At 65.1% G+C, this 22,277-nt stretch carries 17 protein-coding genes, 1 tRNA gene and 1 pseudogene; 7 read left to right on the top strand and 12 right to left on the bottom strand.

Annotation, left to right across the window (positions count from 1 at the left end):
• Together J3367_RS10225 and J3367_RS10220 are read left to right on the top strand one after the other, a co-directional pair.
• Nucleotides 1–111 (top strand): annotated as a pseudogene (locus tag J3367_RS10225) (IS630 family transposase); the annotation flags it as partial.
• Nucleotides 112–841: 730 nt separating this feature from the next.
• Entirely contained in the window at nucleotides 842–931 is a 90-nt protein-coding gene (locus J3367_RS10220) for a hypothetical protein (RefSeq protein WP_155898424.1), read from the top strand.
• A gap of 652 nt (nucleotides 932–1,583) precedes the next feature.
• Here the strand turns inward: J3367_RS10220 and J3367_RS10215 are convergent.
• From J3367_RS10215 to J3367_RS10195, 5 genes are all read right to left on the bottom strand, one after another.
• Nucleotides 1,584–2,492, bottom strand: a complete 909-nt coding sequence (locus tag J3367_RS10215) for a metallophosphoesterase (protein WP_024350024.1) — start codon at nucleotides 2,490–2,492, stop codon at nucleotides 1,584–1,586.
• On the bottom strand, nucleotides 2,489–4,486 hold the full coding sequence (locus J3367_RS10210; RefSeq protein WP_244495384.1) for an ATP-binding protein: 1,998 nt from the start codon (nucleotides 4,484–4,486) through the stop codon (nucleotides 2,489–2,491). Before J3367_RS10210 ends, J3367_RS10215 begins: the two co-directional genes overlap by 4 nt.
• Before the next feature lie 140 nt (nucleotides 4,487–4,626).
• A complete protein-coding gene (locus J3367_RS10205) occupies nucleotides 4,627–4,887 on the bottom strand; it encodes a hypothetical protein (RefSeq protein ID WP_155898423.1) in 261 nt (86 codons plus the stop codon).
• A 2-nt stretch (nucleotides 4,888–4,889) separates the two neighbouring features.
• Nucleotides 4,890–5,834 (bottom strand): hypothetical protein, encoded by a 945-nt coding sequence (locus J3367_RS10200; protein ID WP_421460811.1) that lies wholly within the window; start codon nucleotides 5,832–5,834, stop codon nucleotides 4,890–4,892.
• A 144-nt stretch (nucleotides 5,835–5,978) separates the two neighbouring features.
• Nucleotides 5,979–6,539 (bottom strand): hypothetical protein, encoded by a 561-nt coding sequence (locus J3367_RS10195; RefSeq protein WP_155898421.1) that lies wholly within the window; start codon nucleotides 6,537–6,539, stop codon nucleotides 5,979–5,981.
• A 489-nt stretch (nucleotides 6,540–7,028) separates the two neighbouring features.
• On the opposite strand from J3367_RS10195, the gene J3367_RS10190 reads away from it, so the two are divergent.
• A complete protein-coding gene (locus tag J3367_RS10190) occupies nucleotides 7,029–7,526 on the top strand; it encodes a hypothetical protein (RefSeq protein ID WP_024350019.1) in 498 nt (165 codons plus the stop codon).
• A gap of 573 nt (nucleotides 7,527–8,099) precedes the next feature.
• On the opposite strand, the gene J3367_RS10185 is transcribed toward J3367_RS10190, so the two are convergent.
• The gene (locus J3367_RS10185) at nucleotides 8,100–10,091 is read right to left on the bottom strand and encodes a DUF6538 domain-containing protein (RefSeq protein ID WP_081651855.1); all 1,992 of its coding nucleotides are present in this window, start codon (nucleotides 10,089–10,091) and stop codon (nucleotides 8,100–8,102) included.
• Between the two features lie 109 nt (nucleotides 10,092–10,200).
• Nucleotides 10,201–10,275 (bottom strand) — tRNA-Gln (locus J3367_RS10180).
• Nucleotides 10,276–10,545: 270 nt separating this feature from the next.
• Here J3367_RS10180 and J3367_RS10175 point away from each other — a divergent pair.
• Nucleotides 10,546–11,772, top strand: a complete 1,227-nt coding sequence (locus J3367_RS10175) for a DUF3616 domain-containing protein (protein ID WP_024350017.1) — start codon at nucleotides 10,546–10,548, stop codon at nucleotides 11,770–11,772.
• Nucleotides 11,765–12,667: an MBL fold metallo-hydrolase gene (locus J3367_RS10170; protein ID WP_024350016.1), complete on the top strand. Its 903-nt coding sequence runs from the start codon at nucleotides 11,765–11,767 to the stop codon at nucleotides 12,665–12,667. The genes J3367_RS10175 and J3367_RS10170 overlap by 8 nt, the downstream gene beginning before the upstream one ends.
• A 36-nt stretch (nucleotides 12,668–12,703) precedes the next feature.
• On the opposite strand, the gene J3367_RS10165 is transcribed toward J3367_RS10170, so the two are convergent.
• Nucleotides 12,704–13,624 carry a DUF1499 domain-containing protein gene (locus tag J3367_RS10165; protein WP_024350015.1) on the bottom strand — a complete coding sequence of 307 codons (921 nt, stop codon included), beginning with the start codon at nucleotides 13,622–13,624 and terminating at the stop codon, nucleotides 12,704–12,706.
• A gap of 81 nt (nucleotides 13,625–13,705) precedes the next feature.
• Complete coding sequence (locus tag J3367_RS10160; protein WP_024350014.1) at nucleotides 13,706–15,334, bottom strand: fatty-acid--CoA ligase; 1,629 nt, start codon at nucleotides 15,332–15,334, stop codon at nucleotides 13,706–13,708.
• A gap of 156 nt (nucleotides 15,335–15,490) precedes the next feature.
• On the opposite strand from J3367_RS10160, the gene J3367_RS10155 reads away from it, so the two are divergent.
• Both J3367_RS10155 and J3367_RS10150 read left to right on the top strand, forming a co-directional pair.
• Nucleotides 15,491–15,895 (top strand): hypothetical protein, encoded by a 405-nt coding sequence (locus J3367_RS10155; RefSeq protein WP_024350013.1) that lies wholly within the window; start codon nucleotides 15,491–15,493, stop codon nucleotides 15,893–15,895.
• A gap of 183 nt (nucleotides 15,896–16,078) precedes the next feature.
• A complete protein-coding gene (locus J3367_RS10150; protein ID WP_081651854.1) occupies nucleotides 16,079–17,872 on the top strand; it encodes an SLC13 family permease in 1,794 nt (597 codons plus the stop codon).
• Here the strand turns inward: J3367_RS10150 and ppdK are convergent.
• The 3 genes from ppdK to J3367_RS10135 all read right to left on the bottom strand — a co-directional run bounded on the left by ppdK (nucleotide 17,869) and on the right by J3367_RS10135 (nucleotide 22,237).
• Entirely contained in the window at nucleotides 17,869–20,532 is a 2,664-nt protein-coding gene (gene ppdK / locus J3367_RS10145) for a pyruvate, phosphate dikinase (RefSeq protein ID WP_421460803.1), read from the bottom strand. The two genes, J3367_RS10150 and ppdK, sit on opposite strands and share 4 nt — an antisense overlap.
• Before the next feature lie 289 nt (nucleotides 20,533–20,821).
• Nucleotides 20,822–21,595: a DsbA family protein gene (locus tag J3367_RS10140; RefSeq protein WP_024350010.1), complete on the bottom strand. Its 774-nt coding sequence runs from the start codon at nucleotides 21,593–21,595 to the stop codon at nucleotides 20,822–20,824.
• A gap of 123 nt (nucleotides 21,596–21,718) precedes the next feature.
• A complete protein-coding gene (locus J3367_RS10135) occupies nucleotides 21,719–22,237 on the bottom strand; it encodes a DUF721 domain-containing protein (protein ID WP_024350009.1) in 519 nt (172 codons plus the stop codon).
• Nucleotides 22,238–22,277: the final 40 nt, after the last annotated feature.

The raw sequence follows: 22,277 nt of genomic DNA, 5'->3' as shown, positions 1-22,277 counted from the left end.
GCCGAAAGGACAGTCGACGGGCTATGGGATGCAGTCGGCGCCGTCATCCCGCTCTTCAAGCCAGACGAATGCGCCAACTATTTCGCCGCTGCCGGCTATGAACCGGAATAGGCCGGATCTGCTCTAGCCAGTCGTCAGATGTCGATGGCCGTCCATGAGTCCTCAGCCTTTGGCAGCCGTCCTTGCGTCCGGTTGCGCTTCGCCAAATCATCGAAGTACAGCTCGATGAGCCCTGAACGGGTGAAACGATCATTCAGCCTGGTTGAATGTCTTATATTTATTGCCACAGGATGCAGTCGAAACGTACTACTGCCCTTGCAGGTCGTACGTGACCGCATCCAGGCCGCATCTGGTTTAGGCTTCGGCTGCCTTTCGCAACCAACCATCGGATCGAAGCTGCCCCCTATCGGATTGTCACTCGGTTTCAAACCAACGTCCGCTTCTGGGATATTGTCAAGGTTCTTCGAACGACCGGAAAGGGCGCTTAGCTGCCGCCCCCGCCGCAATCGAGCCTTGGAACTCTTCCCTTTACCGATTCAATAACCAGGCGCGGAACTGCGGCGTTCACGCACAAATTTTCCATCAGGCTGGCGGACGGAACGAGGCGGCTGCCGTACGAGTGCGAGGAGCCCCGGTACAGGGATTGCGCAGTTTATATGCGCAGCAAACCCCGTTCGGTGTCGGGCGTAATGCGTCATAGCGGTACGATCGGACGCATGACCTGCCAGTGCGGCGACCTCAACTGGCACCATGATCTGCTTTGCGGTTGCGAGCGCGATATGCCGCGTCGTGTAGAGGGCGATCCGCTTGATCGCGAGGACACGACAAGCTCTGGCAATTCGTGACGCGATCCGCGACCAGAGCGTGGGCCAGCCTCCTGCCGCCTTCTCGGCCAAGACAAGTCTGTTCAAAAGGCGCTGAACCGTCCTAACGAAGTCGCCCCTCTCAGGGGGAACGATGACCGGCTTCAAATCGAGTCCTCTGAACTCGGCAATCCCACGATCGTTTGTAAACTTCGCGCAGCGCACGACGAGGACTTTCCCCCGGAGAGTTACAGACTGCCATTCGATGGGGCGCAACCCGATGCGGATGTTACAGTCGAGGAACAGGCTTGCAAGCTGATCGAGTTCGTTCCCGGACTCCAGAACTCTCACCACGCGTTCGAACTCCGCAAATGGCACGTTCTTGCGCTTTCTCGCTGACGTCCGTCGAACTGAGCACTTCGTTTTTGGCGATGGGTCCTTCGTCAGCGCAGCAAGAAGCACTTCGGCATTGGCGACGAGACCGCGTCTGTACCCATGTTCTACGGCAAACCGAATTGCGGCCCGATACTGCCGCACCGTGCTCGCGGACCAGCGGTCCTCCTGACTGGTGAACCAATCGACCGTCTGAGCAAGCGTGAAGATGGTCGGCGCACACATCTCCCTCGCGCCCTGCATGCGGAGCTTATCCACGCGCCGCAAATACGCCTCTTCCGTTAGTGCAGTTCGTGTTGCCGGTGCATAATTTTTGGTCATCGTTCAGTGCCCCTGTTACTCGATATAAAAAAACGATTCATTGAAAGAGAAAAGTGTTTTGTTGTTTCACATCTGCGTTCCCGGAATTTGGGCGTTACCCTCCACTATTGGCTTTCGGGCGCGGTTAAGAACGGAGAAGTCACAAGCAGGGCATAAGCTTCGGCTGTGGCCTGGTCGGCATGCCACTTCGACCACCCGGTTCGCATCGAACCCCGCCGCCTCGTCGGCACGGCCAAGCGGGTTCGCGACTATCCGCGTTTCCGCAATCCTGTAGTCGCGGGCCGCATGGATATGCCCGTGGATCCAGATCGGTGGCCGCCACGTCTCGATCGCAGGCTCGAGGTCCGACGCGTAGCAATGGTCCAGCGGGTCATGCGGAAGCGCCAGGGAGCGCAGGCTCGGCGCATGATGCGTCACCACGACTGTACGGCGTGGATCGATGCCACGGGCGAACGCGTCGCCGAGGAACCGGCATGAGGCACGGTGCCAGGCGAGCGTGGTTGCGGGCGTGATCCGCCGCGAGCGCCGGGTTGACGAGGCGCGGTGGATGCAGCGGTAGTCGTTCATCCCACGTCTTGCTGCCGCATGGGCCTGCGCGCGGCTGACGTGGGAGTCCGACCGCAGATCGGTCCACAATGTTGCGCCGAGGAATGTCACGCCCCCGATCGTCGCGGCCTCGTCGGACAGGAGCGTGATCCCGAGCCTGGCTGCCAGATCGCGGCCCGCCTGAAGCTCGTCCTCGACGGTGAAGCCATACGCCGAGCCATCGCGGTACCAGTCGTGATTGCCGGGGACATAGATCGTCGGCACGCCGGCAAACCGCTCTCCCAGCCAGGTAAGCGAGGCCGTCAGCCTGCCAGCGCAGTCGCCCGCAACGACCGCAATGTCGAACGGCGTGGTGATCTCGGTTGCCGGATCGAAGGAGCGGCCGCCGTCATTCTGGTGAAGGTCGGACAGGACGAGCAGCCGGGTCATGCGGGCCCTCCATGGTCAGGATCCATGAAGCCGTGGCCCCTTGCGAACTCTGCGAGTGCCGCCCGTCCGAGAACACGCCGCTTGAGCGCAAGATGGGCCAGCGCCTCGATCGCGGCCCGGTGCCGGCGTACGAGAACGATCGTCTCGGCATAGAGCCGTGCCAGCCGACGGTGGACCGCCGCGCCGTCGATCTGTGCGCCATGCACGAGCGTGCCGCCGAACCCGAGGGAGGTCTCCGCGTTCGCAACGATGCGGGTCACCTGGGCAAGGTCGGAACTGGCAGAGCCACCGGCACCTGCTGAGGGCGAACCGAGGATAACCTCTTCGGCGGCACGACCGGCCAGCATGCAGACCGCTTCCTTGACGACATCACCGGGAAGGCCCTCGAACGACGCCTCGTCGACATCGAAGACAACGGCGCCGCCGCTGTGTTCCGTCTCGACGAGCGAAAGCGATGTCGGCACCTGCCCGAAGTTCATGCGGGCAACGGCGTGGCCAGCCTCATGGATGGCAATGCGCCGGCGGACAGCCGGCGCACGCTCGTCGCCGGGAACCGCAACCGCGATCAGATCCTCGGTCTGGAGGGGCCGGCCTGCAAGCCGCGCCCAACGCCGTGCATCGCGGGCAATGCGCACGACATCGGCGCCCGACAGCGTTCCGGCAAACAGCGTCGCGACCCGATCGATTGCGGACGGGTCGATGCCGTCGCCAAGATGGTGGCGGAAGATGCCGGCCAATGATGCTTCGTCCGGGAGGTCGATCCAGAACCGCCGGTCGAGACGTCCCGACCGGAGGAGCGCCGCATCGAGGTTCGCATCGTCATTGCAGGCCGCGATGACCACGACGCCTTCGCGACGGCCAATCCCGTCCAAACATTCCAGGAGGCAGGTAACGATCGCCGTGAACCAGGCGTCGGCGGACCTGTCGGATCCGCCGCGGCCCTGGACGGTGTCGATCTCGTCGATGAAGACGATCGCCGGCAGGTTCTTCGCGGCCGCCTCGAACACGGCACGAATGGCCTTGGTGACGTCCCCCAGATGACCGGACCTGTTCGACTGCCATTGGGCATATGAGGTGGCGATGAAGTGGACGCCGGCAGAGTTCGCGATGGCCTGGGCCAGCAGGGTCTTGCCCGTCCCGGGCGGCCCGACGAAGAGAGCACCGGCATCGACGTCCTCCCAGCCGATCGTGCCCTTACGATAGGCGGACAGGTCGGCAACGAGTTGCAGGGCCCATCGCCCGGCGTCGCCGTAGCCATGCAGGTCTTCGATGCGCGGCCGCGCTTCCACGCTTGCGCCAGAGCGTCCAGCACCCTCGCGTGCCTCATCCGCCAGCCGCAGTTCACGGATCTCCTGCAGCAGGCGCAGACGCTCGGCAGGGGAGCGGCCGCGCCCGACCGCAAAGTCGAGTTCGAGCGGCCGGTAGGCCGAGCCCATCGTGCCGTCCGGCAGATGGGGCAACGCGTCCCCCAGGCCGAGCAGGCGTTCGATATCTTCGCGTGCAGGATCGGCGATCTCGACCACAGCATCCGAGATGGCGCGCAGCATCTCTTGCGGTTCATGGTCAGGCGGAAAGAGGCAGAGGCAGGGTGACGCCTCGGCCAGCATCTCGGGCAGACGCTGAAGCTCGAACGGATAGCCGTGCTCGAGCCGGCTCTCGGACGTCGCCGTCAAAACGGTGATCGTCAGGTATTGATCGGGCCATGCGGCGCGGATCGACGCCTTCACCGCTTGCCGCGCCGTATCGAGCCACTCAGACGAGAACACCCTGACGGTGACGAGGAGCGTCCGCTCGCCTCGCGAGCGTGTGGCGGCCGCCACGTTGCCGTCGATGGCATCGAACAACAGGCGCGCGGACGGGCTCAGCGCCCCGACGATCCGATCCCTGTGCGAACCCGAATCCGCGATGTCTTCCAGTTCGCCTTGCATGACGTATTGTTCCCTTCGCGCGCGCTCGCGCAGCTGTTCGAAGCCTGTTCGCAGATCTGTCGGCATCGGGGCCTTCCTCGCGTCTTCGGGCCGGTCGGCACGGCACGCCGGTTGCTGTGATCGGAGAGGGAGGAGAGCGCTGATGGCAGCGCCCTCCCCTTTGGTGTGACGGCACATCACGCAGTGCTATCCGGTGGCGCCTTTGGTCACGGCGTCTGCCTCATCCGGATGCGCCGCAACTGCTCGAGATGATCGGCAAGGACAGCGGCCGTTGGATCATCGACCTGGCGAAGTCGACCGATCAGCGACGCGATCTCGCCGCGCGCCGCACCGGCGCGGCTGCGGCGGATCGTGTAGGCCACCAGGGTGGACGCCGGCATGGCGCAGATCCGCGCCGAGACCGCAGCCGGATCGCGCCCCCGCCTCTCGCGCGAACCCTGCCGGTCGCCTCGGGCAAACGGCACCATGGTCATGTCCGACCCCGTTTCCGGGAGCGACTGCTGCTTCCAGACACCAGTGCCAGCCGACGGCGTTCATGCGGACCGATCAGGCGCTGCGGCAGACGGGGAGCGCAACCGACCGACCTGACCGTGAGCTCCCTCGATGTCTGGCCATCGCTCTCGGTCCATTCGTCCGCGCCGCCTTGTGTCACATCCGGCGTGTCAAACACTCGGCCGACCAATCGCTGCATCTCGGCCGAGTAACCCGTCGCGATCGTCTGGTTGAACAGCTCGATCAGGGGCGTGATGGGGACATCGAAGAACGTGTCGATCTTGGCGCCGGACACGCAGCGGTCCTCGGCAAAACCGGCAGCCCCTCCAAGGTCGATGATCCCCCATGACGCCGTGGCGATCGAGACGTTGATCCGGCGAAGGGCGGCAGGCGCGGTGAGCGCGCAGGCAGCCATGGCAGTGCAGAGATCGAGGCGCGCCCGCGAGGAATAGAGCGCACTGCCGCGCTTGACGTCGAGCAACGTCGCATGACCGGTGGTCCGGTCGATGACGATAAGATCGACCGCAAGGTACCGGACGGTGCGATCGTCATCGCCGAGGACGACATCCCTGGCCGTGTCCTGGTCGCCGATGGAGAGTGCGGTTGCTGTGATGGGCAGGCGCGTTTCCTGGAGCACCTTCAGCCGCGGATCGGCTTCAAGGCCGATGGCGATGACGCCCGGCAGCGCCTGCCCTGTGCGAGTCGTGACCGAAAGCCCGAAGGCCTGCAACGGCGTCCATGCACCGAAGCATGGATCTTCGGGGGTCGGACTTGCAGCGGCCTTCGCCGCCTTGGCGACGATGTCGAGCGCGAGCTTTTGCACGCGCGCTTCCGGTGTCGACGCGGTGCGGGGTTCATCCTTGGCCTGCCGTGAGCGGCGGCCGTCTGGTTTGCTGGTTCCAAGTTTGCTGGTTCTGGGCATAGCGGTTCCTCCGCATCCGCGATGACGATCGGCGGACGACGTGTCTGGAATGATGGGATGAGCGAGAGCAGCGCCGATCGACACGCGACACGTGACGATCGCGCGTCGGCCACCCCGCATGGCGGGATGGTCAGCGTCGGCTGTCTAGGCGGAGGTGACGAGGATGCCGAACGGGCCTGCGTCGACCCTGCAGATCACGCGGATCCGGGCGAGCCTGGTCAGCAGACCGTCGTCGATGACGCAGCCGGGGGCATTGATCCCCTCAGGCGGGACCAGAAACAGCTGCTCGTCGCTGAGCGTCTTCAGCAGCCACCGCGTCGCGGTGATCTCGTTGGCAGAGAACACCGGGCCGAACGGCGTGGAGACGGACGCGGTCGCTCGTGCGTCGGGGACGCGCTCATCAGGGACAGGACGCGGAGCGGCCGCCGGCGAGCGTTCCAGTTCGCAGGGAGCGTTGGGAGGGCCCGCCCTGCCCTTCGAGACGCTGGGCACCGCCGCGCCGGCAAATACTGCTGGGACGACCGGCGGCTCATCGCCGGGCTCGATGCGATTGTGCTGCGCGGAGGCGATGTCGGCGAGCAACACGGCATGGCGTGAAACGTCAGGCCTCGGCGCCAGGCTTGCCTGATGCTGAAGGAGCGGACGGATGGACGTGATAGGGGTATTGCAAGACGCACGGGTGCGCGGCATCACAGTGTGAGCCATTCTGATCTCCTTACCTGAGTCAGTGATGGTCAGGCTGCTGGGGGAGCTCCAACTCCTCCGGTAGCCGCTCTACCAGCTACCTGCATTCCGACCGATGTTGCGACCGCGTGATTGCGGACGTATCAGCGATATTGGCGCGAAATCGTGGATGACAAGTAAATGCCGGAAGCAGTCGAGATTCTACGGTAAACGCTCGGCATTTGAATATCATTTGAGGGAGCCGATGCCTCATAGCTGCTTGGATAGATGCCGCAACCACATCTTCGATCTGTCCGCGTCACTTCCAATTTATAACAAGCTTGGCCTGTTAAGATAAGACCGACACGGTACCGCCCAGACGTTGCGGTGCATGCGGTCTGCCGCCACTTATCTCCAGATCGGCGATTCTAGAATGTTCTAGAATCGCGATACGTGATGAGGACCAACAACTTGGCAACAGGCGATAAGGCGGCTGCTGCTGCTCCCACTGATCACACTGCAGGAGCGGTCTTGGGACGCTCGATCAGGAACAGGGACCTTCGGGCTGCTGGCCTCAAGGATGTACGCGCCTGGATCCGTGCTTCGCGGGACGCGCGCGTCCCCACCAATCAGAACGAAGCACCGCCCAAGAAGCGGCAGCTCAATCTCTATCTCACAAATGATGACGACACGCGCCGGACCGCCAAGGCGGCCGCAATGTTGGTCGACCGGTCGGCCGCCGGTCGCGAGATCATCGAGGCTGTTGTCACGGCTATGGAGCACTCAGTCGCAGACGCTGAGGGAAACGCCGCGGACGGCCCCGCGCAGACCATACGCCCGGAGACGCTGAGAGCACTCGCGGCGGATGAAAATCTCGCCGACATTGTCAATCGCCTGGCAGCTATGCCCGATAAACAACGGGCCGGTACGCTTGCGTTGGTTGCAAAGCTAGTGCGCCACGACCTCAAGGCCTCAGCTGGTCTCCGGTTCAGATTAAGGCTGGTCTGGAGCTTCATCGGAAGGAGGTGAGCTGTGCCGCGGGATCCGCTGTTTGCGGGCCAGGCTAAGTTTCCACCGAGGAAGGCGCTAGAGGCCCTTTTCCAACGTTGCTCTGATCGGGCGATCGATCCGCATGCAATAGGCATGCAGTCGCTCGAACGCCCCCTCACCAAAGCGCGGTTCAATTGTCGCGTCGGCGGCTGCCGTCTAAGGAATCCAGCGCCAAATCGCGCTCTTGCCGAACCTCCTGACTCGCGCCACGGCTAGCATCTGCTTGCTTAACATTACAGCGAAAGCGTCGCTGGCGCGGGTTCGGCAGAGTTCGCCGCGGGGATCTATCCGCTTAATACCCTTGTCTGCATCAACGGTTCTCATCGTCCTTCAAACGTCCCTCATGAAGACTAGGAACCGTAGTCGATGCAGCTAAGGAGCGGGCTGGTGCTACTGAACGGAAGTCGCCATGCCCAACACCGTTTGATGCCAGTCAGCAAAGGCATGGCGCTCCGTATTATCCTTCGCCGGACGCAGCAGCGGAACGATCCAGACGCGTGATGTCGGAGATTGCGCATCTCAACCCCTTCAAACGCTCGGCAACTTCCGACGTCACGTGCTGCGCGCATCACGCGCCGCTTTGCTCCAAGGCGCCATTTCATTGCGCATCACCCACGGAACAAGCTGCACAGGGGCGGGTGACAGATGCGACGTTACGACTGCCACTTTGGCCAAATCTTCCTGCTGCACACTTACGTCAATGGGGTTGCAATAACGTTCTGTCGTCTCGGTTGTTCCCCCGTGTCCCATAAGGTCCGCCCTAAACTCCGCAGAAACTCGCTTCTGCTTGAGATCATTGTTGAAGAAATGTCGGATTTGATGAGGGGTGACCCCGCTTTTTCGCATCGCAGGCGTAAGCTCATCATACATGCGGTCTCCGAGCGGGCTTTTGCTTGATGCTGAATACAGATCCGGAAACAACCTCACATAGCCAAGGCTTCTAATGGTTTGGAGATACTCAAGAAAATTCAAGCGAATGAGCTCAGGGTGCAGAGCGAGATTGCGAACCGATTGCGAATTTTTCAGGCGATGAAATCCGTTCTCGCAGACATGGATATACGGCACATCCCCGTTGTCGATGATGACGTCATCAACCGCCAGACCGCAATATTCCTCTCTTCTCATCCCCTGATAGTGCGCGATCATTGGACCGAAATAGGCCGCTCTATGGAATATATTTGCACCCGAATCCTCGAGGTTATCCCAATCCGCGCAGCCGGTGAAAACTGGTTGCTTGAAGAACGTCTCAACCTGTGAGATCCTAGGTATCGGCCGATCATTTCGACTACGCCCGTTCTTGGGAGAGCGCAATTCTGTGAGATCGAGCTGCGCATTGACTTCTATTCCGGAAGATTTTGCCCGACGAATCAACTGATTGATAAACGTGAGATGACGATTCCGCGTAGCGCCGGTAAGCCCACGATCAGATTTCGCCCGCATTTCACTGTCACGTCGCAACTCGTTTATTGAGCTCTTCCGATCCTTAGGGCTTTTTCCGTACGACTTATGGAGCTGACGGAGAAACTTCTCAAACGCGTCCAGGTGGTTCTGCTTGATATCGGATATCGAAGAGACGTTGGCTTCCTCCCTGAGGAATCGACCGAAGAGGTCGAATATCATCCGAGCTTGCCGGGCGGTCTTAGGGTCCCACCGCTGATCAGTGCATCGCTTTGCAATCAGCTCTGTGCCGACTGCTTCGATGGTCGATGCATTTATCCTCGCATCTGTAGCCGCGTAAGGATCTGTAACTGCAGCGCCGCCCCCCATGAAAGCCTTCCCTCCATCGGGGTCATCTCGGTTAGTGCGCTGCGTATCGCTGTTAACACCGTCTATTGAAAGTTGGCTTTCCGTCGCAACAACCAAGCTGGTAGCGGAAGAATCGCAGGAGGCTACTAGTGACGCGAAATCGAGAGGATCCTCTTGGTAGCGCTTTCTTGCGAGCAAGAGAGCTTCCCCCATTGCTTGCAGATAAATCGGCCTCGCGGTCGCCATCGTACCTGCAGTGACTTTAGCTCCAACCGCTTCGACGTTTCTCATCAGGCGGGCTTCTGAAGGTTTAGACTCGCCGTTCGAACTCATATCATCAACAGCTGCTTCGATACGCTCTATGGCATCCTCGGACAAACCTTTTTCGCGGAAGCGTTGCCGATCTTCGTCATCGATTGTCGCATGCGGTCCTTTCTTAGAGAAAATGCAGAAAGCCCAACCCTTCGCCTCTTCATCAGCAATATGTACTGCAGCGGAAAAGCTTCGTTCGTCGCGCGAGAAATTCGCTAGCATCGTGAGTTTTTGGCGGTGCTGCTCGAAAGTGATCCGAAAAATCTCTTTGAGCTCGTGCTCTGTGATGCTCATCAACTGGGTCATGAGAAGATCTGCAGCCTTGGCGTTCAAACACGCGCCAAGAAATCGCGCCGTCTGAACGTCTTTCGTTCGAAGGCTCAACCTAACATGTGTCAGCCCGATTCGCTCTGCGAGATATTCAGGCAACCGCTTTCGCCAGTAGTAAACTGCGCCGCGACGTTCGAGACCTGTCGCAATCCCCATTTCCCACACTCCGTGTCATACGGTTGTGCCACAGTCGTGTGTCCCAGCAGGGAAAACACTTTCCCAGCCCGGCTTTTCAGGTCAACGATTTCAACGGGTTAAATTGTTCTGGCTGGGGCGGCAGGATTCGAACCTGCGAATGGCGGCACCAAAAGCCGCTGCCTTACCACTTGGCGACGCCCCAAGGCGCATGGCGGTCCTATAGCCTCTGGCCAGCGTCCATGCAACGACCCGTGACGGGGTTCGCACGCGGTGCGGCGCGCCGGATTGTCGCCGGACGATCGGGGCGGTTTCGGCCGGCTGCGATGGCGGGTGTGGCGCCATGCCCGCGGCCCGGTGGCCGGGGCCGGCAGCCCCTTTGCCGACCGTCGTCCCACGCGATGATCGCCTGCGCCCTTGCTTGCGGCGCTCCCCGCGCGATGTCCTCGAGCATCCGCAACGACGAGACGCTGTCATGGCCAAGAACCGGCGCCCCCGCCTGCCCGCCGCCGAGGCAACCGCGATCGACAAGTCCATGGCCCTTGACCGGTCGCGGTCCGGCACCGTCGATCTCACCTTCCGCGCAATCGATGAGCTGGCCCATGTCCACGACCCGATCTGGGAGGACGTCTCGGCGCTGGCGGTCATCGGCCGGTCGATCTTCTGCACCTGCGACGAGACCGCGACGATCGAGCGCGTGGTGCTCGACGAGGCCGGGACGAACGCCGCCGGGCACGCGAATTTCCCGCTCGGCGAAGCCTTCGACCTGCCCGACGGGCCGTCCGGCGAGATGGACATCGAAGGCCTGGCGATCGCCGATGGCTATCTGTGGATCTGCGGCTCCCATTCGCTGAAGCGCGACGACCCCGAAGAGGGTGGCCTGGCGGACATGGAGGACATCGACTGGGACCCCAACCGGGGCTTTCTCGGCCGGGTGCCGCTGATCGATCGCGGCGACGGGGTCTTCGAGCCGGTCGCGGCCATCGATGCGCTGGACGGCGTGCCGGGCCGGCGCGCGGCGATGGTGAAGATGTCGAAATCGTCCAGGACGCCGATCCGCAAGATGTTGTCAAAGGATGCGCTGATCGGCCCCTTCGTCGACCATCCCTGCAAGGAGAACGGCCTCGACATCGAGGGTCTGGCCGTCCAGGGCGACACGGTGCTTCTCGGCCTGCGCGGGCCGGTGATCGGCGGCCATGCGATGATCGTGCGGCTGGAGATGAAGGAAACCGGATCCGGCGCCCTCAAGCCCCGCAAGCTGGAGAACGGCCAACGCTACCAGTTGCAGGCCGTCGATCTCGACGGACAGGCGATCCGCGACCTCGAATGGCGCGACGACCGGCTGCTGATCCTCACCGGCGCGACGACCGATCTGGAGGAGATGCAGTCGGTGGTGGTCATCGACGACTACGATCCGGGCCGGCCGGTCTACCAGGCCGGGCTCCTGGCGCGGATCCTCGACCTGCCGGTGATCCGCGGCTCCGATCATGCCGAGGGCCTTGCCACGATCGGGATCGACGGGCAGGACAGGCTGCTGGTGGCGTACGACTCGCCGCACGAAACGCGGACCGACGCCGCCCTTCGCCGCCTGACGACGGATCTGTTCGAGATCGCCGAAGCGGCGGCGCAATCCGATCGCCCTGCCCCGGCGGCGAAGAAGGGCGGCAAGAAGCGAAAGGCCCGATCGCGCCAACATGCCTGAGTTCCAGACGGATTTCGATCCCGCCTATGGCCGGCTGGTCCCGGTCGCCGCCCATATCGGTCGGGTAACGGCCAACAATCCCAGCGCCTTCACCTTTGCCGGCACCAACAGCTACGTCGCCGGGCGGGACGGTTGCTTCGTGGTCGATCCCGGACCGGACGACGACGCCCATCTGGACGCGCTGGTCGCGGCCATCGCCGGCCGGCCGGTCGAGGCGATCCTTCTCACCCATACCCATCGCGACCATACCGGCCTCGTGCGGCGACTGGCCGCCCTCACCGGAGCGCCGATCGTCGGCGGCGGACCGCACCGCGCCTCGCGCCCGCTGCGCGACGGCGAGGCTCACCGGCTGGAAGCGGCCGGCGACACCGATCTCGCCTTCGACCGGATCCTGTCCGACGGCGAGCAGCTGACGCTCGGCGGCCTGCCGGTTTCCGTCGTCGCGACGCCGGGCCATTGCGCCAATCATCTGGCCTTCGCCGTCGGCGAGGACGGCGTGCTTTTCTCCGGCGATCACGTCATGGGCTGGTCGACCTCCATCGTCGCGCCGCCGGACGGGGCGATGCGCGACTACATGGCGTCGCTCGAGCGCCTCACAGCGCGGGACGACCAGCTCTATCTGCCCGGTCATGGCGGCGTCATCGCCGCGCCCAAACCCTTCGTGCGCGGGCTGATCGGCCATCGCCGCATGCGCGAGACCGCGATCGTCAGGCGCCTCGCCGATGGCGACCGGACGATCCCGGAGATCGTCGCGGCGCTCTACAAGACGGTGGATATCCGCCTGCACGGGGCGGCCGGCCTGTCGGTGCTGGCGCACATGGAAGATCTGGTCGCGCGCGGCGTCGTCGCCTGCGACGGGCCGCCGACACTGGCGACGACCTACACCGCCGCCTGAGACCGCGGGGCCGCGGGGCCGCGTCTGCGACCTTGCTCAGCCGGCGTCGATGGTTTCCAGACCCGACATGGCGAGATCGAGATCGGCCAGGAACGCCTCGATGAAGCGGCGGTTCTGGCCGAGATCCAGCCCTGTGGCGCGCGAGACGGCGCGCAGGTCGACGAAGGTCTCCCCGCCCTCCTGCACCAGCCGGATCGTCACGTCGCTCGGCAGGGCGAACAGGCGGTCGCGCGCCACCGCCGCGACGCGGTACTGGTCGCTGTCGGGACGGTCGAGCCCGTCATCGGCGACCATCGCGTCGATGCCGGCCCGCGGCGTCGGCAGCGGGACCGCGCCGGTGCTGACGCCGAGATCGTCGGATTGCCGCTCCGCCTCCGCTCCCGCCAGTGCCGGGTCGCCGACGATGACCTCGCCAACCGTCCAGCCGTGATCGGCCAGAACCGTGCGCGCGGCCTGGTAGACCCGCGGGGCATCGGCGAGATAACGCCGGCCCGGCACCACGCTGGGCATCTCCGTCGGCGCGGCGAAGGCCGATGCCGGGGCGGTCGCCGGCGCCAGCGCCGGCGCGGCGGTGGCCTCGGGGGCGAAGCCGTCCGTATAGGCGGCATTGGCCTGCGGATTGACGCGGGCGAGATAGGCGCCGGTGGCGAAGGGGGACAGCGCGATCAGCGACAGGACGAAGCCGGCGAACACCTTGTGCCCACCGCGCACGCCGGCGAACCAGACGCGCAGCAGGCCGTAGCAGGCCACCACGAGAGCAAGCGCGGCAAGACCGCCGACCAGCAGCAGCAGGCCGATCAGCGCCTGGGGCACGATCCAGCCGAGGCGATAGAACACCACCGCCGCCACCATCAGCGCGATGGCGAAGGCGGCGAGCCCGCGGGCGAGCCCGGCGAAGCGCAGCCGCTTCTGAAGATAGTGGCCGGAAACCGGCAGGCGTCCGTAGATCGAATTCATGGGCGGGACCTTGGCAGGGGTTCCGCGAACATAGAGGAAAGCCCGGGCGGCAGAAAGACCGCCCGGGCGTCCGTCACCCGATCAGATGGTCGGCAGGCGATAGTCGCGGAACTGGTCGCGCAGCGTCATCTTCTGGATCTTGCCGGTCGCCGTATGCGGGATCTCGTCGACGAAGGCGACGTCGTCGGGCATCCACCATTTGGCGATCTTGCCTTCCAGATAGGCGAGGATGTCCTCCCGGGAGACATTGCGACCTTCCTTGCGCACAATGACCATCAGCGGGCGCTCGTCCCATTTGGGATGGGCGAGACCGATCACCGCGGCCTCGGCGACGTCCGGATGGCCGACGGCGAGGTTTTCCAGGTCGATGGTCGAGATCCATTCCCCGCCGGACTTGATCACGTCCTTGGCGCGGTCGGTGATCTGCATGTAGCCGTGCTGGTCCATATGGGCGACGTCGCCCGTGTCGAACCAGCCGTCCTCGTCGAAGGCCTCCGCGCCGGTGCCCTTGTAGTAGGACGAGGCGACCGCCGGGCCGCGCACCTTCAGCCGGCCGAAGGTCTTGCCGTCCCAGGGCCGCTCGACATTCTCGTCGTCGGTGACCTTCATCTCGACGGCGAAGGGCGGATGGCCCTGCTTCTCCTCGATGTCGAGCAGCGCGTCGCCGGTCAGGTCCTGATATTCCGGCTTGATGGTGCAGAGCGAGCCGAGCGGGCTCATCTCGGTCATGCCCCAGGCGTGGATGACCTGCACGCCGTAGACTTCCTGGAACTTCTGGGTCACGGCGCGCGGACAGGCCGACCCGCCGATGACGACCTTCTTGAGGTCCGGCAGTTCGCCGCCGACCTTCTCCAGATGCTGCAGCAGCATGAGCCAGACGGTCGGCACGGCGGCGCTGAAGGTCACCTTCTCGTTGGTCAGGATCTCGTAGACCGACGCGCCGTCCATCCTGGCGCCCGGCATGATCATCGCGGCGCCGGCCATCGGGCAGGAGAAGGCGAGACCCCAGCCATTGGCGTGGAACAGCGGCACGATCGGCAGCACCCGGTCGCGCGACGACAGGCCCATGGCGTCGGGCTGCTGGGCGATCATCGAATGCAAGAGGTTGGAGCGATGGGAGTAAAGGACGCCCTTCGGATTGCCCGTCGTGCCGGAGGTGTAGCACATGCCCGCGGCGGTGTTCTCGTCGAACTCCTTCCAGGCGAAGTCGCCGTCGGCCTCGGCCAGCCACTCCTCATAGGCAACGACATTGGCGAGTTTGGTCTCGGGCATGTTCGCGGCGTCGGTCAGGACGACGATCTTCTCGAGGCTCGGCACGTTCGGCGCGATGGCCTCGAGGATCGGCATGAAGGTGACGTCAGCAAAGATGATGCGGTCTTCGGCATCGTTCATGATCCAGGCGATCTGCTCGGGGAACAGCCGCGGATTCAGCGTGTGGTAGATCGCACCGATGCCGACGATGCCGTACCAGCATTCCAGATGGCGCCAGGTGTTCCAGGCCAGCGTCGCGACGCGGTCGCCGAGCTTGATCCCCTCGCGGTCGAGCCGCTGCGCCAGCTTCATGGCCCGGGCCCGCACCTCGCGGTAATTGGTCCGATGCATCGGCCCTTCGACCGAGCGGCTCACCACCTCGCGTAGCGGATGATAGGTCGCGGCGTGGTCGATCACCTTCGAACAAAGCAGCGGCCACTGCTGCATCAAACCCTGCATTCCGTCCTCCCTGACTGCGGGCCGAGACATGGCCCCGCGCGACAATCGGAAAAGCCGGGCCCGATGTCCAGCATGCAAAAGGCGCCCTGCCATAGTTCAGCCGTCTCGCCGCGTGACCATCGCCGGCAAGGGACGAACGGATTGAGTGGTGGTGCCATGCAGATTGCAGAACAGACCGTCGCAGTGCCGGACGTCGACGGCGACAGCTTCAGCGCCGTGGAGTTCGAGCTGGCCCTCGACATGCAGGACCTGACCGAGATCGACTTCGCCGACTGCGTGCGCGCGGCCGCCGGCAGCGTGGGCGGGGAATTCCTCTTCGACATGCCGGCCGACGGGACGCTCGACAATGTCTCGCGCATCGCCGCGGTCCGGGTCGAGAGCCAGAACCGCGACCGGATCGCCTTCGCGGTCCTCAACGACGAGGGCACCGAGATCCGGGTGCCGGACGACGACGAGGTGGACGAGCGCCTGCGCGGATTTGCCCGTGCCTTTGTCGGCGTCCTGACCCGCATCCGCGACGACCTGCCCTTCGGCTCGGTCAGGCCCGAAGGCACGGCCTGACCCGGCGCTCCGGCGACCGCCGCGGGGTCGCGCCGCGGCGTTTCGGGCGGGCCGGGGCCGATCATTGGCGGGCTTTGGGCGGGCCAGGATGAGCGCGTGATCAGTATATCGCCAGACTGATCATACGCGCCCCTTGCAAAAGCCTCGGGCTCCTGCAGATCAGCGTTCCTGAACCAATATTGCATGGGTTACATGGACGCCTTCCTGACGGATTATTCCGCATTCATCGCCCTTGCGATCGTCGCATTGGTCTTCGTGGCGTTCGCGCTCGAACTCTATCCGCCGGAGGTCATCGCCACGGGCGGGGCCGTGTCCTTCCTCGTCCTCGGCTACATCAAGGACGACGAGTTCACCTCGGTCTTCCAGAACCCGGCGCCGATCACCATCGCCGCGATGTTCGTCCTGTCCGGCGCACTGGTGCGAACCGGCACGCTCGAGGGGGCGGCCGGCTGGCTGGTCACCAGCGCGGAAAAGCGGCCGCGCATCACCCTGGCGATCATGGGCATCGGCGTCCTCGTCGCCTCCGCCTTCATGAACAACACGCCGGTGGTGATCGTCTTCATTCCGATCATGACCGAGCTGGCGCGCAAGATGGGCGTCGGCTCGACGAAGCTGCTGATCCCGCTGTCCTTCATGACCATTCTCGGCGGCACCTGCTCGCTGATCGGAACCTCGACCAACCTCCTGGTCGACGGCGTCGCGCGCGGTCAGGGGCTGGAGGCGTTCTCGATCTTCGAGATCACCCCGATCGGAATCGTGACCGCGATCACCGGCATCCTCTACCTTCTGTTCGTCGGTCCCAGGCTGCTGCCGGACCGCACCTCCGCCGAAGACGTTCTCGGCGGCTCCGATGCCGACATGTATTTCACCGAGATCGTCGTGCGCGAGGGCGCCAGCACCATCGGCAAGACGCTGGGCGAATCCACGTCCTTCTCGGCGCGGGGCATCCGCCCGGTGGCAATCCGGCGCGGCTCGGAGACCATCCGCAAGGGGATCGCCGAGGTGGTGATCCAGAAGGCCGACCGGGTGATCCTCTTCGCCTCGCCCGAGGAATTGCTGACCCTGCATTCCAACGAGAATTTCCGCGTCGCGCGGGTCACCGCCGCGGCGGCCGAAGACGAGGAACGGGTCGTCGTCGAGGCGACCGTTGCGCCGCATCGCCGCGGCATCGGCCGCAAGATTTCCGAGCTCGTCGATATCTCCGGCTCCGGCGTGCACATTCTCGGCGTGCAGCGCCATCGCCATGTGCCCGGCCCCTCGCTGCACGACACCAAGCTGCGCCCGGCCGACCGCCTGCTGCTGGAAGGCCGGCCCGACGCCATCGCCCGCATCGCCGAATCCAACGATCTGATCGGCGTCGATCTCAGCGAGGCACGGCCCTATCGCCGGCGCAAGGCGCCGCTGGCCATCGGCGCGCTCTTGGCGGTCGTCGTGCTGGCGGCCATGGGCATTGCCAGCATCCAGATCCTCGCCTTCGTCGCCATCGCGACGCTGCTGCTGGTCCGGGTGCTGGATGCCGACGAAGCCTGGCGCTCGATCCACGGCGACATCCTGATCCTGATTTTCGCCATGCTGGCGATCGGCCTCGGCATGCAGAACGCCGGTGCGGTCGAGCTTCTGGTCGAGCTGGTCGAGCCGCTGCTGCAGGGCGCCTCGCCCTTCCTGGTGCTGCTGATCATCTACGCGATCTCGTCCATCCTCACCGAGATCGTCACCAACAACGCCGTGGCCGTCGTCGTCACGCCGGTGGCGATCAGCCTGGCGACATCGCTGGGCATGGATCCGCGCGCGGCGGTGGTGGCGGTGATGTTCAGCGCCTCGGCGTCCTTCGCCACGCCGATCGGCTACCAGACCAACACGCTGGTCTATGCGGCCGGAAACTACCGCTTCACCGATTTCGTGAAGATCGGCGTGCCGATGAACGTCATCGTCGGCTTCGTCACCTGCGTGGCGATCTACTTCTACTACGGCGTCTAGCGGCGGGCCCGGCCGCGTCGCGAGCGCTCGTCGCGGATGGTCGCCTGCGCCGCGGCGAGCCGCGCGATCGGCACGCGGAAGGGCGAACAGGAGACGTAGTCGAGCCCGGTCTGCTCGAAGAAGGCGATGGAGGCCGGATCGCCGCCCTGCTCGCCGCAGACGCCGAGGGAGATGTCCGGCCGGGTGCGCCGCGCCTTCTCCACGGCCAGCGCGATCAGCTCGCCCACACCCTCGACGTCGATGGTCTGGAACGGATCGCGCTCGATGATGCCCTGGCGGACATAGGTCGACAGGAAATTGCCGGCGTCGTCGCGCGAGATGCCGTAGACCGTCTGGGTCAGATCGTTGGTGCCGAAGGAGAAGAAGTCGGCGATCTCCGCGATGGTGTCGGCGCGCACGATGGCGCGCGGCAGTTCGATCATCGTGCCGACCGAATAGGTGATCTCGCAGCCGCGCTCGTCCATGACCAGGGCCGCGACCTTGTCGATGCGCCCCTTCACGAAGTCGAGTTCCTTGCGAAGGCTCACCAGCGGCACCATGATTTCCGGCACCACCGCCTCGCCGGCCTTCTCGCCGGCCTCGATGGCCGCCTCGAAGATTGCCCGCGCCTGGGTCTCGACGATTTCCGGATAGGAGATCGCCAGCCGGCAGCCGCGATGGCCGAGCATCGGATTGAACTCCTGCAGGGCGGCGATGCGCTGGCGCACGACGGATTCGTCGACGCCCAGCATCGCGGCCGTCTCGGCGATCTCGCCGTCGCTCTGGGGCAGGAATTCGTGCAGTGGCGGATCGAGCAGGCGGATCGTCACCGGCAGGCCGGCCATGATCTCGAAGAGTTCGGTGAAATCGGAGCGCTGGATCGGCAGGAGCTTTTCCAGCGCCGCCCGCCGGCCGGTCTCGTCCGAGGCGAGGATCATCTCGCGCATCGAACGCACCCGGTCGCCCTCGAAGAACATGTGCTCGGTGCGGCAGAGCCCGATCCCCTCGGCCCCGAAAGCGCGCGCCGAGCGTGCCTCGATCGGGGTCTCGGTATTGGCCCTCACCCGCATGCGGCGGGCCCGGTCGGCATAGTCCATCAGCATGGCGAAATCGCCGGTCAGCGCCGGCCGCAACAGCGGCACGGCCCCCTCGATCACCTCGCCGGAGGTTCCGTCGATGGTGATGGTGTCGCCCTCGCGCAGCACCTTGCCGGCGGCATGCAGCGTGGCGGTGCCGGCATTGATGCGCAGCGCGCCGGCGCCGGTCACGCAGGGGCGGCCGATGCCGCGGGCGACGACCGCCGCGTGGCTGGTGGTGCCGCCGCGGATGGTCAGCACGCCCTCGGCCACATGCATGCCGTGGATGTCTTCCGGATAGGTCTCGTTGCGCACGAGGATCACCGGCCGTTCCTCGTTGGCCAGTTCCTGGGCGCGCTCGGAGGTGAAGACGATCTCGCCGGTCGCCGCGCCCGGCGAGGCCGGCATGCCGCGGCCCAGCACGACGAGGTCGGCGGTCCGCTCGAAGGTCGGATGCAGCAATTCGTCGAGCGAGTTCGGATCGATGCGCAGGATCGCCTCGGCCTCGTTGATCAGCCCCTCGTCGACGAACTGCACGGCGATGCGGATCGCCTCCCCCGCCGTGCGCCGCGCCACCCGCGACTGCATCAGGAAGAGTTCGCCGTCGCCGACCATGAAGTCGACCTCGACGACATCGCCGACATGCGCCTCGATGCGGCGCACATGCTCGGTCAGCTCGGCGAGATCCGCCGGAAAGCGGGCCGCGTCGCCATCCGACAGGGTTCCGAGATCGAGCACCGGCGGCTTCTCGCCGATCTCGCGCGCCCGCGGTGCCACCAGCCCGAATTCGCCCGACAGGCGGGATTCGCCGGTGGTCAGGTCGCGGGAGACGGCCCGCCCGGTGCCGGAATTGTGGTCATGCTCGTTGAAGATCATCGCATGGGCGGTGATCGCCAGGCCGGCATTTTCAGGAATGCCCTGGATCAGCCGGTGCGAGGTCGCCAGCGGACTGCGCCATGTCGCATAGGCGGCCTCGATGACGGCGGAGAGCTGTTCGAGCGGGGTCTGCGGCACGACGGCGCCGATCTCGGCGTCGAGATAGGTCTGGTAGCGCGCGATCAGCGCGCGCCAGCCGGCCCGGTCGCCCGGCTCCTCGGTCCAGCCCGCCTCGGCGGCTTCCGCGTCGGCAATGTCCTCGAACTCGGCCGGATCGACCGCCAGCACGAGATGGGCGTAGCTTTCGATGAAGCGACGATAGCTGCGATAGGCGAAGGCCGGGTCGTCCAGCTCGGCCGCGAGAATATCCACCGTGCGGTCGTTGAGGCCGACATCGAGAACCGATTCGGCAAGCCCCGGCATCTGGGCGCGGGCGCTGGTGCGCACCGCCAGCAGCAGCGGGCGCGTGTCGCCGTCGAAGCCGCGACCGGTGACGCCCTCGAGCCATTCGATCGCCATGCGCAGATCGGCGCGCAGTTCCTGCGGCAGGCCGTCGCCGCCGCTCTGCACCTCGCGCCAGACCGAGGTGGCGAGGGTGAAGCCCGGCGGCACCGGCACGTCCAGCGACGCCAGCAGCGCCAGATTGGCACCCTTCAGCCCCAGGGCCTCGGACGCGTCGGCCGTGCGATCGGCCGCTCCGCGCCGGAATGTGAAGATCCGTTTGGGCATCGAATGCGGTCGACCGTCCCCCTCGAGCTCGACGGGTCCTTTGCGGACCGCGTCATTTTTCTGGTCGGCGCGGCGTCTGCGCCTGCGGGGAGACTTCCGCCCCGCCATCGCGCGCCGCAAAGCGGGAGCGGCAATCCCGCCGGTTCGCACCCCTCCCGCGAACCTTCCTTCATGTCTAGAAGAAATCCAATGCCCCGCCAATTGCTGCGACGCAAAAAAGCCCGCCGCGGCAGGGATGCCGCGGCGGGCCGGTCAGGCGAGGGTCCAGCCATGCTGGACGGCCCAGGACCTACATGCGGGCGCGGATGGCGGCGGCCATCTGCTCGGCGCTGAGCGCGCCGGAGAACTTGTCGCCATTGATGAAGAAGGTCGGGGTCGCGTTGACGCCGAATTCGTTCTGACCCTTCTGCTGGATCTCGACGATCTTCTCCTGCATCTCCTTGTCGTTCAGGCAGCTGGTGAACTCGTCCTGGCTCATGCCGGCGAGCTTGGCGATCTTCAAAAGCGCGGCCGAGGCGTTGTCGGCGCGGGCCCAGTCGTCCTGCTGGCTGAACAGGACATCGATCATCGCCGTGCGCTTGGCGTCGTCACCGGTGCAGCGGGCCAGCATGAAACCGGCGAGCGCGCGCGGATCGAAGGGGAATTCGCGGATGATCAGCTTGGCCTTGCCGGTGTCCAGGAAGTCCGTCTTGATCTGCGGATAGGAATTCTCGTGGAAGTCGGCGCAGTGGCTGCAGGTCATCGAGGCGTATTCGACGATCGTCACCGGCGCATCGGCATCGCCGATCACCACGTCGGGCAGCGGGCCCTCGGCCATCAGATCGGCGACATCCACCGAACCGCTGGATTCGGGCGCCTCGACGGCCGGCGTCGCGGGGGTTGCCGGCGCGGTGTCGGCCTGGGCCATCAGCACGGCACCCGAATTGGGCAGAACGGCGCTGGCCGCGGTGCTCTCCGCCTCGTCCGTGCAGCCGGCGATCGCAAGCAGCCCGGCTCCGGCGAGGAAGGCGGCAATTCGGGGCGCCTTCGCCAGGCGGGTACGGGCGGTCAGCGGATGAGTCATCGATGGAGCCTCGCTTGCAAAGAGAAACGCGTTCTCACCGGGATGTACGGGAGAAATGCGGCATTTCCAATGCCTGCGGGTCTCAGGCGGCCGCCGGGCAGCGGTGGCCGAACCGTGCGATGCTCAGCCTTTCGAGCGGCGCAGGGTGGTCTCGGCGAAGTCGCGCAACGCCTTCTGCAGCCGGGGATCCTCGATCCGGGCGACCATCTCGGCGACGCGCTGATGCTCGACGGGGGCGAGATCGCGCAGCTTCGGCTTGCGGTCCGGCCGGTGCTGGTTGACGGCTTTTTGAACGATCTTGATCCGGGCCACGGCGGCAAAGCCGAAGAAGGCGTTGACCCGCGCCAGCAATTCGCCGGTCTGGTGCTGCAGGCGCAGCGCCGCCGCTGCCTCGCAGGCGATGACCAGCGTCGCCGGCTCGAAGGGGTCGCCCTCGTCGCGCCGGGCCGGCCAGACCAGCTTCTCCGGCCGTGTCAGGTCGCGCAGGCCCGGCCCGGTGATCTCACCCCAGGCGGCGACCAGCCCGGTGGTCATGCCGGCCTTGCGGCGCAGGATCGGGTCCATCAGGCCGCCGACGAGATCGGCGACGGGTTGCGGGGTGCCGGTGCGGCGCCTGGCGCGCGGGTCATAGGGCGATGTCACGGGACGACCTTTCCGGATCGATGTCTGCGTGGGTCCGACA

Origin of the sequence: Aurantimonas sp. NFXS3, assembly GCF_049132005.1 — a bacterium.
Classification (GTDB): Bacteria; Pseudomonadota; Alphaproteobacteria; order Rhizobiales; family Rhizobiaceae; genus Aurantimonas; species Aurantimonas coralicida.
The sequence above is the reverse complement of the archived record's forward strand: the minus strand, read 5'-3'. Positions and strand labels throughout refer to the sequence as shown.

Excerpts from the sequence above, each read along its gene's own strand:
- J3367_RS10160 (WP_024350014.1), bottom strand. The coding sequence starts at position 15,334 with ATGCAGGGTTTGATGCAGCAGTGGCCGCTGCTTTGTTCGAAGGTGATC.
- J3367_RS10140 (WP_024350010.1), bottom strand. The coding sequence starts at position 21,595 with ATGACTCATCCGCTGACCGCCCGTACCCGCCTGGCGAAGGCGCCCCGA.
- J3367_RS10200 (WP_421460811.1), bottom strand. The coding sequence starts at position 5,834 with ATGCCCAGAACCAGCAAACTTGGAACCAGCAAACCAGACGGCCGCCGC.
- J3367_RS10210 (WP_244495384.1), bottom strand. The coding sequence starts at position 4,486 with ATGCCGACAGATCTGCGAACAGGCTTCGAACAGCTGCGCGAGCGCGCG.
- J3367_RS10215 (WP_024350024.1), bottom strand. The coding sequence starts at position 2,492 with ATGACCCGGCTGCTCGTCCTGTCCGACCTTCACCAGAATGACGGCGGC.
- J3367_RS10185 (WP_081651855.1), bottom strand. The coding sequence starts at position 10,091 with ATGGGGATTGCGACAGGTCTCGAACGTCGCGGCGCAGTTTACTACTGG.
- ppdK (WP_421460803.1), bottom strand. The coding sequence starts at position 20,532 with ATGCCCAAACGGATCTTCACATTCCGGCGCGGAGCGGCCGATCGCACG.
- J3367_RS10205 (WP_155898423.1), bottom strand. The coding sequence starts at position 4,887 with ATGGTGCCGTTTGCCCGAGGCGACCGGCAGGGTTCGCGCGAGAGGCGG.
- J3367_RS10155 (WP_024350013.1), top strand. The coding sequence starts at position 15,491 with ATGCAGATTGCAGAACAGACCGTCGCAGTGCCGGACGTCGACGGCGAC.
- J3367_RS10175 (WP_024350017.1), top strand. The coding sequence starts at position 10,546 with ATGGCCAAGAACCGGCGCCCCCGCCTGCCCGCCGCCGAGGCAACCGCG.
- J3367_RS10150 (WP_081651854.1), top strand. The coding sequence starts at position 16,079 with ATGGGTTACATGGACGCCTTCCTGACGGATTATTCCGCATTCATCGCC.
- J3367_RS10170 (WP_024350016.1), top strand. The coding sequence starts at position 11,765 with ATGCCTGAGTTCCAGACGGATTTCGATCCCGCCTATGGCCGGCTGGTC.
- J3367_RS10165 (WP_024350015.1), bottom strand. The coding sequence starts at position 13,624 with ATGAATTCGATCTACGGACGCCTGCCGGTTTCCGGCCACTATCTTCAG.
- J3367_RS10195 (WP_155898421.1), bottom strand. The coding sequence starts at position 6,539 with ATGGCTCACACTGTGATGCCGCGCACCCGTGCGTCTTGCAATACCCCT.